Annotated in this window: 13 protein-coding genes; all 13 read left to right on the top strand. The window is 38.9% G+C overall.

All coding sequences use genetic code 11. The annotated features are described in order from the left end of the window. Positions 1–29 precede the first annotated feature (29 nt). Positions 30–674: a cupin domain-containing protein gene (locus tag IEY40_RS10210; RefSeq protein ID WP_188955787.1), complete on the top strand. Its 645-nt coding sequence runs from the start codon at positions 30–32 to the stop codon at positions 672–674. Between the two features lie 197 nt (positions 675–871). Next, on the top strand, positions 872–2170 hold the full coding sequence (locus tag IEY40_RS10205; protein WP_188955785.1) for an MDR family MFS transporter: 1299 nt from the start codon (positions 872–874) through the stop codon (positions 2168–2170). Between the two features lie 203 nt (positions 2171–2373). Then, positions 2374–2724, top strand: a complete 351-nt coding sequence (locus tag IEY40_RS10200; RefSeq protein ID WP_188955783.1) for a HopJ type III effector protein — start codon at positions 2374–2376, stop codon at positions 2722–2724. A gap of 180 nt (positions 2725–2904) precedes the next feature. Continuing rightward, positions 2905–3393 (top strand): hypothetical protein, encoded by a 489-nt coding sequence (locus IEY40_RS10195; protein ID WP_188955781.1) that lies wholly within the window; start codon positions 2905–2907, stop codon positions 3391–3393. 397 nt (positions 3394–3790) lie between these two features. Next, positions 3791–5077 (top strand): acetyl-CoA hydrolase/transferase family protein, encoded by a 1287-nt coding sequence (locus IEY40_RS10190; protein WP_188955779.1) that lies wholly within the window; start codon positions 3791–3793, stop codon positions 5075–5077. 484 nt (positions 5078–5561) lie between these two features. Continuing rightward, on the top strand, positions 5562–6212 hold the full coding sequence (locus IEY40_RS10185) for a YitT family protein (protein WP_188955777.1): 651 nt from the start codon (positions 5562–5564) through the stop codon (positions 6210–6212). A 227-nt stretch (positions 6213–6439) separates the two neighbouring features. Further along, positions 6440–6976 (top strand): type IV pilin protein, encoded by a 537-nt coding sequence (locus IEY40_RS10180; RefSeq protein ID WP_188955775.1) that lies wholly within the window; start codon positions 6440–6442, stop codon positions 6974–6976. A 107-nt stretch (positions 6977–7083) separates the two neighbouring features. After that, positions 7084–7452 carry a PH domain-containing protein gene (locus IEY40_RS10175; RefSeq protein WP_188955773.1) on the top strand — a complete coding sequence of 123 codons (369 nt, stop codon included), beginning with the start codon at positions 7084–7086 and terminating at the stop codon, positions 7450–7452. Positions 7453–7555: 103 nt separating this feature from the next. After that, a complete protein-coding gene (trxC, locus tag IEY40_RS10170; RefSeq protein ID WP_188955772.1) occupies positions 7556–7978 on the top strand; it encodes a thioredoxin TrxC in 423 nt (140 codons plus the stop codon). A 266-nt stretch (positions 7979–8244) separates the two neighbouring features. Further along, a complete protein-coding gene (locus tag IEY40_RS10165) occupies positions 8245–9003 on the top strand; it encodes a hypothetical protein (protein WP_188955770.1) in 759 nt (252 codons plus the stop codon). 2 nt (positions 9004–9005) lie between these two features. Then, complete coding sequence (locus IEY40_RS10160; RefSeq protein WP_188955768.1) at positions 9006–9452, top strand: DUF3465 domain-containing protein; 447 nt, start codon at positions 9006–9008, stop codon at positions 9450–9452. Positions 9453–9761: 309 nt separating this feature from the next. Next, positions 9762–10427, top strand: coding sequence for a DUF6795 domain-containing protein (locus IEY40_RS10155; protein WP_188955766.1), 666 nt, complete (start codon positions 9762–9764; stop codon positions 10425–10427). Positions 10428–10457: 30 nt separating this feature from the next. Continuing rightward, the gene (locus tag IEY40_RS10150) at positions 10458–11600 is read left to right on the top strand and encodes a lipase family protein (RefSeq protein ID WP_188955764.1); all 1143 of its coding nucleotides are present in this window, start codon (positions 10458–10460) and stop codon (positions 11598–11600) included. Positions 11601–11658: the final 58 nt, after the last annotated feature.

The following is an 11658-nucleotide window of genomic DNA, read 5'->3' as shown; positions in this document are numbered from 1 at the left end:
TCGCCATTAATAGGTTGTGAGGTATCAATATGTTGAACATGGATTTTAGCCAGCGAGTGGTGATTAACACTGCAGAACTTGAATGGCAAAATAGCCCTGCAACGGGAGTTGTGCGCAAGCGTCTTGCTCGTGAAGAGGCTGAGCGTGGCCATGCAACCAGCATTGTTAAATATGAAGCTGGCGCTAAATTTAATGCACACCCCCACCCATTAGGCGAAGAGATTTTAGTGCTCGATGGGGTGTTTTCTGACGAAACCGGTGACTATCCCGCAGGGACCTATTTGCGTAATCCTGAAGGGTTTGAACATGCACCGTTTAGTATTGAAGGTTGCACATTGTTAGTGAAGTTACATCAGTTTCAATCTACTGACTCGCAACAAGTGGCTATAAATACCAATGAAACACAGTGGTTGCAAGGGCAGGGGAAGCTACAAGTTATGCCGCTGCATGAGCATGGTACCGAGTCGACTGCATTAGTGAAGTGGCCCGCAGGCACAAATTTTCAACCACATCGTCATTTTGGCGGCGAAGAAATCTATGTCATAAGCGGAGAGTTTATCGACGAGCTTGGTCGTTATCCTGCGGGAACCTGGATCCGCAGCCCGCATTTAAGTCAGCATAATCCGTATGTTGAACAAGACACGGTAATTCTGGTCAAAGTGGGGCATCTGTAAGCTCACTTTTTATTATCCTGATATTTGTTTTTATTGTAGTTGTCGATGTGTTTAGTCCATGCGCCTTGTCTGGCGCATTTTAATTCTGGCTCAATGTCATTAATTTCTATACGATTAAATTATTAAGCAGTTTTACAAAACTAAATCAACTTAACCTGTCATATTCTATTTTTAGCGTCACTCTTTAAGGATAAAAAGTGCACAGTGATGTTTCTTTAACGCGGTTTAAACAGTTTCCACGTTTAATGTGGATATTGTTGTTTGGTTCGTTTATTACCCGCGGAAGTTATTTCATGGTATGGCCATTTTTGGCTGTCATCTTGTATGAAAAATTCGCCTTAAGCGCAACTGAAGTTGGCCTGGTACTGTCTTGTGCAGCATTTATTGCAGTGTTCACTAGTTTTATTGGTAGTGCATTATCAGACCGAATTGGTCGTCAAAAGCTAATGTACCTTACTGGTATTTTATACATTATTTCATTTTCATTATTGGCCGAAGTTGATTCTGTCAGCGGTTACGCCATTGTGATGACCCTATGCTCAATTGCCACCTCATTATGGCGACCGCTTACCTCAGCTACCATCGGCGATATTATTGACGCCCCCCAAACACGTGAGTTGGCGATGCAGTCTTTATATTTTATCGTGAATGTTGGCTGTGCTGTGGGACCTATGCTAGGTGTGTGGTTAGGTTTAACGGGTCAGCAGTCAAGTTTTTACATTACTGCGGTTGCATTTGCTGTGTTGATTTTGTTGTTATATTGGGGGTTTGCACACCAAGCTAAACAACGCGTTAATTGCACTATTGAGCAAGTGCCAGATGAGCTTATTCCTGCCATGGGAGACCCTGTCGTAGCCGTTAAACGTAAACCTGCACATGTGAGTCGCCAACAAGTTGTCGCAATATTATTACAAGATAAGTTACTACAATGCCTTATTTTGGCCAATATATTGTGTATGTTTATTTATGCACAAATGGACAGTTCGTTAATTCAATATCTCACCCGTGCTAATGCTCCAAATTTATTGCAGCTCATTTCAGCAATGATTTTTACCAATGCGTTAGTGATTGTGTCGACTCAATTTTTATTACTGCGTTTAATGGCGGGTTACAGTTTAATTCATCGTATTCAGTTTGGGTTAGTGCTGTTAATGGCTTCACAAGTTTGGTTAGCCTATAACCCAATCGATTTATTTTGGGGATGGATTGGTGCCATTGTGATAATGAGCTTAGCGGAAACTATTTTATTCCCCACTATGAATGTACATATCGATCGTCTTGCTCCTAAACATTTACGAGGTGCTTATTTTGGCGCGTCGTCATTTTACGAAGTGGGTTTTGCCATTGCACCATTGGGCGGCGGGATCATACTCGATCATCTTGGTGGCTATTGGTTGTTTATCATTGGCGCAATATTGTCGCTGGTGGTGATTTATTTGTACGGTATCTTGGAAACGTTACCGCGGCCAGATTTTGCAGCTATGAAGCTGAAATAATATTGCGCGTTAATAGCTTGGTGTTCATTTGGGCAAACACATTGCCTATTACAGTAAATTGAAACAATTGGCCTCAACCGCTCAGCTTATCAATATTTGCTAATTTAACTGTATCACCTGCTTATTAAGTCTTTTTCACTATTGAAACTGCCGCTATTTTGTTATTGTTTTACTTATTATTTTGGCAAAGTAGAGTAAGGTTTATGGCTGTAATATCAATAAGTGAATTTATAACATCGTTAGACGAACGAGCTGATGAACTGCGTTTTGAAGAGACAATGGCATTGATTGATGCGCATTACGATTTTACCCCAAGCGCTTTTAAAAATGGTGATCAACTAAATGATGCTGGGCAAAACTCTGGCTCTTGTAAAGTGTTCGCATTTGGACAAATCCAACAATTAACACAACAACAAACGTTAATATTATTTGGCCAGCATTATCGTGATGTTGTGGCCACGCCTCAGGGCGGCGATCATCAAAATATTCGCCAGTTTATGCAACACGGTTGGGACGGTGTCTTGTTTTCACAATTGGCATTGAAACAAAAGTAGCAATGATACGCGAACATTAATAATCAATAATATACTTAGAGTCGACAAGCGCGCTGTATACGACTACCTTTGCATCCATATCAACCATATCGTTAAAAGTATTTGGTTTTTTAACGATAAGGTATATCGCTGGTTTAATTTTGTAATCAGCGCATATTTAATCGTAAAGGAATTTATCTTATGAATCGTCATATCATCCCATTGATTATTATCAGCACCTTATTGGTGTGCTCTTCAGGTTACAGTTTCGCAAAAGACAACGACTCGCAGGGTAATAGTGGTAAGAATAAATCTGACAAACATGAAAAAAAGCATGATAAAAAAAATGATCACGAACATGAAGAGAGTTATCAAACCTATTTTAGTAACGATCGCCAAGTCATTATTAATAATTACTATTATACCAACCGTGATGCTAAGCATTGTCCACCAGGCTTAGCCAAAAAAAATAACCGCTGCCAACCACCGGGCATTGCTAAGCAATGGCGCAAAGGTTACTCATTACCTGCTGATGTTGTTTACTACGATGTACCATCTGCGCTTACTGTTCAGCTAGGTCGTACACCAGAAGGACAAAAGATTGTCCGTGTTGGTACTGATTTGCTATTGATTAGCATTGGTACGGGTATGGTGATTGATGCAATACAAGACCTTAATGATATTTTTTAATATTTGAACGGCAAAAGTGAGTGAGCTAGGCTTTTTACAGATAGCTTACATCGCTAAACAATTTTTAGTTGGGCCAACTATTGGCTTTACTGCATCCAGACTTCACCTCTTTACCAAAGGTTCATAAAAGCGTTTGCTTAGTGAGCTAAGCTTTTTATCTGAGTCACCCCGCCATATTAGTATCGTACAATCTAGAGTATCTATATCTGGCTTATCTTCTGTATTTTTAATCATGGACAGAATCTACAGTGTTGATGTGTTAAGCCTCTCAAATAACCCATTTGATTGATATCAATCTCAACTGTTACTTTTAACTCGGCGTCATTGTGGGAAAAACTATTAAATACAGATGTTCCTCCTTACACTACAAATAGCTTAATTACCTCGAGTTATTTAGATGAAACCGATAATTTGTCGCAGTGCGTTAGAAGCTGTTTCGTTAATTGAAAACAACGAAACTTTATGGACTCACTCTATGGGGGCTACACCAAAGCTTCTGCTTGATGCTCTGGCCCAACATGCGTTAACAAAGCATGGTTTAACATTATTGCAGTTGCATACCGAGGGTGCAGAGTCGTTAAGTGATCCCCGTTTAAAGGATCATCTACGCCATCGTTGTTTCTTTGCTGGAACACCCACACGCTCGCTGTTGCAACAAGGTGAGGCTGATTATGTGCCAATATTCTTGTCTGAAGTGCCCAAGTTGTTTCGTTCCGGCGAACAGCATATCGACACCGCTATCGTTCAAGTTTCCCCACCAGACAAACATGGTATCTGTTCGTTAGGTATATCGGTTGAGGCAACGTTAGCGGCCTGCCAAATGGCGGGTAAAATTATTGCTCACATTAATCCCATGATGCCTCGCACCCACGGTGATGGGTTTATTCATTACAGCAAGTTCGCGGCTGTATTTGAGCAAAGCATGCCGCTTCCACAACATTTAATCGACTCAAGTGATAAAACTAGCCAAGCCATAGGTCAACATGTGGCCACCTTAGTTCGCGATGGCGATTGTTTGCAAATGGGCATAGGCGCGATCCCTGATGCAGTATTATCGTGCTTAACCGCGCATAAAGATTTGGGCGTTCATACCGAACTCTTTTCAGATGGCGTGCTGAATTTAGTTGAATTAGGCGTAATCAATAACAGTCGTAAAAAAGTTCATCCAGGGAAAATCGTGACAGGTTTTGCGCTTGGTAGCCAACGACTTTACGATTTTGTCGATGATAATCCCTCTGTGATCTTTATGGACATTGAGCAGGTGAATGACACTGCGATAATTCGTAAAAACCCCAATGTCATGTCGATTAACTCGGCGTTACAAGTTGATATATCGGGTCAGGTTTGTGCTGACTCTTTAGGAACAAAAATATACTCAGGTGTGGGCGGACAAATGGATTTTATACGCGGAGCAGGGCTGTCAGAAGGGGGGCGTTCTGTTATTGCTCTTCCTAGCACGGCTGCCAACGGCACAGTCTCGCGGATTGCAACGGTACTCTCTCCTGGGGCTGGTGTTGTGACGACTCGTGCCCATGTTCATTATATTGTTACCGAGTATGGTTGTGCATATTTACGCGCTAAATCGTTACGTGAACGCGCTCGGGCATTAATCGATATTGCTCACCCTAAGTTTAGAGAACAATTATGCCAAGAAGCATTTAAAATGTGGCGTCTAAGGGTTTAATTTTTGTAACTAGATGTTGGTGTTTTTGGCTTTTGGTGTTGATTTATGCTGTTGTTTTTATTGTTATTAGTTTGGATAGTGATTCTGCGTGGCAATTGCTGTAATAAATAAAGCTTATTGTTAGCCTAATGTGAATAATGTCATCTGTAAGGCTGGAATATTTTGTCGTTGTTGATCTGTAACGACAAATATTTTTACACTTATTGTGTATATCGCAATTCATAAACTAATTATGTGCTGGAGCATAGTTTTTTGGTCATTCTTAGCTGATAAATCTCATGGGCGTATCATTTTATTTACTCCCTCGAGCCACCTGTAAAGTTTTTTGTACATTAGTGGCTTGTTATTCAATATTTGTCTTGTTTTATTCACTGTTAAATCTACTGTGAATCTGTAAACTGCGCGCCTTCGAGGTGTTGTTGCATTGCGCATCACCGACTTAAATGATGTGTCAGCACATTGGTTAAAGAAGGATAAAAATAACATGCAATTCCCAACACACCGATTTTACGAAGACATTATGGCTTTGTTTTGCGCAGGTGTAATGGTGTCTTTAGGTGTAACTCTCTATAACAGTAATCAACTGATTACTGGAGGGACTGCTGGTATTGCAATTATCGGTATGCACTTGTCATCGTTAAGTTTTGGGGTGCTATTTTTCTTGGTCAATGTGCCTTTTTATTACATTGCATGGACCAAACTCTCTAAGCGTTTTACTATCAATACGTTCATTTCAGTATCCATCATTTCAGTGATGACAGATTACATGCCGATGCTTATTCATATCGATAATGTTCATCCCGTATTTGCCGCATCAGTTGGCGGAATGTTAATTGGTGTTGGCATGTTGATTATGTTTAGGCATAAATCGAGTTTAGGTGGTTTGGGTATTTTGGCGCTTTATTTACAAAACAAATATTCAATCCGAGCCGGAAATTTTGGATTATTAATCGACACCATTATTTTAAGTTCTTCGTTGCTGATGTTCCCTGTTGAAGTGGTCTTCTTGTCGGTAATGGGGGCTGCTATGTTGAATGTGCTGATTGCCATTAATCATAAGCCCGGCCGTTACCAGGCCTATGTTGAGACTAAAGTGAAAAAGAGTGCATCGGCTTTTAAGCCCGAAAAGATTTAGTGCTCTTAACATGTCCGATTATATTTGTTTAGCAATACTGTCTTCATTGTTGAAGTTAGAGCCACTGTTGTAGCGAATTGCCACTATTCTCAGTCACATTTCATGATTTTTATTTCAATCCAATGTAATTGTTAGTAAAGTTTGAGTTAACATATTTATTCTATTGATATTTGTGTCTCATGAAGCGCGAATGGGGCTATGTATAACAGGTTTAAGAGTGCTGCAATATGAAAAAATTAAACACTTCACGTCAAACTGGTTTTACCCTGATTGAATTGGTAGTGGTTATCATTATTTTAGGCATTTTAGCCGTGGTGGCCGCACCCAAATTTATTAATTTAAAAACAGATGCTCATATCGCCGCAATAAATGGGGCTGTAGGGTCGATCAAAACTGCAGTAACCTTATTTAAGACCAAAACATTAACTTCCGGTAGCGCAATGACGGATACGGTTGAATTTTCAGGGGTTAAAGGCAGTAATTATCAACCTTGGGCCGCTGCTGCTAACGCCAGTGGTAGTGGTTTTAATGCCGTATACACCACATCGCCAGAGATTTTTGAAGCCGCAGGTTTAGACATGGATGAATGGGCTTATCGTATTTATACGTTAAGTGGTAGTTATGTTGTCGCCGCAGCACCAAGGTTGGCTTTGGACATCTCACAGCCGACATCTGCACAAGTCATAGCAACCAATTGTTATTTCCAATACCACTGGAAGAGTACTGGCGAACCGGAGATCACGACTGTTACCACTGGTTGCTAGTGGGTATTGAGTACTACTGTTCACATTATTGAGAGGGGTCTGCTTGCTTAGAAGGCCATAGTCATAACATCTAGCTCAACCTGGACTTTAAATATAAAGGATATTTTATGATAGATTTTAATAATAAAGGCTTTTTTAAGCTTAAGCAAAACTCTGATTTTGCAGAAAAAGTGAAGGATTTACTGTTAGATGATGAGCAAATAGTTGATTCGTATAAAACGATGCGCGATGGCGTCGTTTTTACCAATAAGCGAATTATTGCAGTTAATGTTCAAGGTATTACTGGTAGCAAGAAGGATTTTACGTCTTTGCCGTACAAAAATATTGTGGCCTATTCAATTGAGACATCTGGCACTTTTGATCTAGATTCTGAATTAGAAATATACTTCTCAGCTATTGGCAAAGTAAAATTCGAGTTTACTGGTAAGTCCTCAATGCTGGAAATATCAAAAATAATTTCTGGTTATTTGTTATAAGCATTATTTGTAGCGTAATAAAATATACATCGATAATTCGATTAACACATCAACAAGGTTTATGATTTAATCGTCTCAATAATGAAGTTGATGAGGTCAAATCATGATAATTGCTTGTCCACACTGTTCAACCTTAAATCGTGTCCCAGAAGAACGTCTTGCTCAACAGCCTACTTGTGGTCATTGTAAAAAGCCTGTCTTTATTGGTGAACCGGTAGAGTTAACCGCGACTAATTTTGCTCACCATGCTAATAAGTCCGAATTACCACTTGTAGTCGACTTTTGGGCCAGTTGGTGCGGTCCGTGTAAAAACTTTGCCCCTGTGTTTACTCAGGCAGCTAATACGTGGGAGCCACAATTCCGTTTTGGTAAGCTCAACACTGAAGAGCAGCAAGCATTGGCTGCGCAGTTTAATATTCGGTCTATCCCAACACTCATGGTATTTAAACAAGGCAAAGTCATTGCGCAGCAATCAGGTGCGATGCCTGCATCATCGTTTAATCAATGGTTAGCGTCGCTAAAATAAGCACTACAATTGTTTAAAGCCGCACAGAGTTTGTTATAAAAAACGCGATAATATTTCGCGTTTTTTATTGATTTTAGCTAAGAGCCACTCGATTTTACTGTGAGTATTTAGATTGAGTTCGAGAATGTTATTTTTATTTCTCTAGTCAAATCAGGCATTCATGGTAACTTATTTTGAATTGAATTGAATTGAATTGAATTGAATTGAATTGAATTGAATTGAATTGAACTGAATCCAATAACACTTATTATCATAATGGAATATGAATGCGTAATTTACTTGTCGTTTTATTGCTCGCCTTAACGGGCTGCGCCAGTCAGCCTGAACCTTTCAGTGTGGTGATAGATCCACTCTCAGCAAACACAATTGTTTATAGTGGTGAAATCAACGCCGATAATGTCGGCTCTTTTGAACAGCTTATAACTAACAGCCCAACAAAAATAGAATCACTGATCATCAATAGTGGTGGCGGTGAAGTATTCGCAGGCATTCGATTTGGTGAACTGGTATATCAATACGAGTTAAAGGTGATAGTAGACAAAGTCTGCGCATCATCTTGTGCTAATTATATTGCTACTGCCAGTAATGATGTTACGGTCAAACAAGGTGGCCTATTAGGTTGGCATGGCGGTGCATTGCAGCCACTCTACTTATCTTTACAGCAATCCAAAAATCAAGTTGATAAATCTAACTTAGAAAATGAACAATTTATTACGAAATGGCGTCAAGCTGAACTCGACTTTTTCAACAAGGTAAAGGTGAATCAGATTGTGACTGTGATAGGCATGATGCCAGGGTTACACGATAAAAGAGACGCGCAGTTATTTAGTTATGATCAGAAAACCTTAAAGCGATTAGGCTTACACATTGCCTATGAAGGTGAGCAAGCAACTCATTCAAGTTCTGGTGAGTACGTAGTGCAAATTTTTAGTTTATCGCCGGAGGTATTAGATTTGTTGTTAATTCAACATAGTAAGATTTTAGAACAAGAAAAACTTGGCTTGTTATCACAAGGGATTTGGTAATAATGAAAAAAATACTAGTCATTTGTTTACTGGGTCTCGCGTTACTTGGCTATTTAGATAACAACCTTCCAACCACAAAAATAGTCAAAAACGCTTATGCGGGTGATACCGTTGACAGTAACAGTGCGCTACAAAATGCCATTGATAATCAACAAAGCAATGCTCAAGTTACTGGGGTTGGTGAGGTGATAAAAGTGCTTGCCGATGATCTAAAAGGTAGTCGTCACCAACGATTTATTTTGAAAATAGCCAGCGGAACGACCTTACTTGTTGCTCATAATATTGATTTAGCACCACGTATAAACGGCCTAAATGTGGGCGACAGCGTTGAGTTTCACGGCGTGTATGAGTTTAATAATAAAGTCGGGGTTATCCATTGGACTCACCACGATCCGCGCGGCCAACACCCAGGTGGCTGGTTGAAGCACAATGGTAATGTGTACCAATAAACTACTTTAATGGTATGCAACAAGAAAAAGTAGCGATAAAGCATTCAGCGTAATATCCGCAATATTATTTAGCCAATGACTAAGCTCATAATTTGATAATATTTTATTAACACATGGGTTTTATATTATAAGTCCATACAAGAATAGAATTACTACATTGAATGTTTTGAGTGTGTTTGTTACATCCAATAGGGCTATAGATAACAATAGGTTTTTTGGTTAAAGTTAGCTTATAAATAGGATGGGGTGTTCTATTACATCCCTATATTATGATTGATTTTTTTATCGAATGAGCAAAAGGTTGGGAGGATGTTAAAAAATATTATTGATAAATATCGTTATTTTCTATTACTTACTGTTTCGTTATGTTTATCTGTAATCGTTTTTTTTTCATATGCTTATCCTGAAGGAGATGAAACTGTGTTCGGATTTATGAAACGATATGAAGTTGAGTTATCGGCTCCTGTGAAAGGCCGTATTACTCATAATGGCATTCCAGTTTCGGGTATGGAGATTATTAGAGAGCTCTCCTATGGTGGCTATGACAAGGGAAAACCGATTATTGACTATGCATTAACCGATACAAATGGTGAGTTTTCATTTAACGAGGTTAAAGTTAAGTCAAATGCCCCTGGTAATATTTTTGGGCAAAATGCACGTTTGAAACAACATATATTTATTAAGAAAGATCGCGATGAGATAAAAAATGATGGTGATGCTTCATATTGGCTTTGGAGGATAAGTAAGAACTGGGTTTCAGTACCGTATTTAAATCAGTATTTAATGCAATTAAATGCTGATTTACAAAATAAAGAATTGCAATATGAAGTTGATTTAACACAGTTTGGTTTAATTCGTGATCAACCTGTTGTTTCGATATGTTATTGGAAAGATGAATTATTCTCAACTTATTATGGGGATAATCTAGACGAAATTGAAAGTTTTGATGACTTAAAAAGCAATATCATTAATTAAAGTTTAACTTAATTATTTTAAGGATGAAATATGAGCGTAATCTCTCCAAAAATCGCTTCTCGATTAGCGTTACTTGCTTATGATGTCGAAGATACTCCAAATAATTTAGATGTACCTCGCGATGTTAAAAAACATTTTAAGTTCAATCTTAGTAATGTGCAGCAAGCATCATCAGGAGGTTTCTTTTGGCGCGAAACGACAGGCTTTTTACTCATTGGCCAAGGACATAGTCAGCAACATAAAGGCGACCATGTAATCGCAATACGAGGAACAAATACTTTAGCGGATGCGGTAACCGATATAACCGCCCACTCAAAAAGTAATGAATCAGGTAGCTTAGTTCATACTGGCTTTCAAACAACATTTGAATCTTTTAGAGATGGATTAGCTAAATACCTAGATAAACCTGAAGTGTTAAATAGTCAAGGTATTATCCATTGTATTGGCCATAGTTTAGGTGGTGCATTAGCGACTTTAGTCGCGAATTGGGTTAAAACTAAATATAATAAAACCGTTTATTTATACACCTTTGGATGTCCTCGAGTTGGTTATAAAGACTTTGCGATTAAAAGTAGCGCTCGAATTGACAAAGTATATCGCTGTGTCCATGGTTCTGATCCTGTCCCTAAAGTCCCTGTTTGGCCTTTCTGTCATGTACACATTAATGGCAATGAGTATGTACCTGTGAGAGAGCAAGGTTTAAACCATAAAGCACATAGTATGGATACTGCACCCGGTTATGTTAATACTACGAACTATGAGCAATGGGATGATATGTACAGCCAAACCGCTGGTTCTATGTATCAGCGAGTCATCCTTAATTATGAAAATAGATTACAAACGACATACTCTTCCCATTGGGCAGGTAAAATTGCTGCTGCTTTAATGACACTTATCATTGATGGTGGTGGTACGGGGTTGATTGCGGCAATACAAGCTGGTGGGACAACAATTGCTACGGCTTATGATCTCATGGCAAAATTTGCTTGTGATCTTGCAAATGTTGTTGGCTTTGAAGATCAGTTAAAAGGATTATTAGGCCATATGATTGTTTTTGCAGGACAGCCTGCTGTTACCGTGATTAAGTATACTTTTTCATTCATAAAATGGGTGTTTGATATCACTTTGGCTCGGTTATATGACAATGCCAAAAAAGCATTTAGAAGTGTATAAATACCTTAGAGTTTTAATATAATTAATTCTGGTCGCAGAAACTCTATTTATCGCCTAA

It is taken from the genome of Shewanella ulleungensis (assembly GCF_014648315.1).
Taxonomy (GTDB): domain Bacteria; phylum Pseudomonadota; class Gammaproteobacteria; order Enterobacterales; family Shewanellaceae; genus Shewanella; species Shewanella ulleungensis.
The sequence above is the reverse complement of the archived record's forward strand: the minus strand, read 5'-3'. Positions and strand labels throughout refer to the sequence as shown.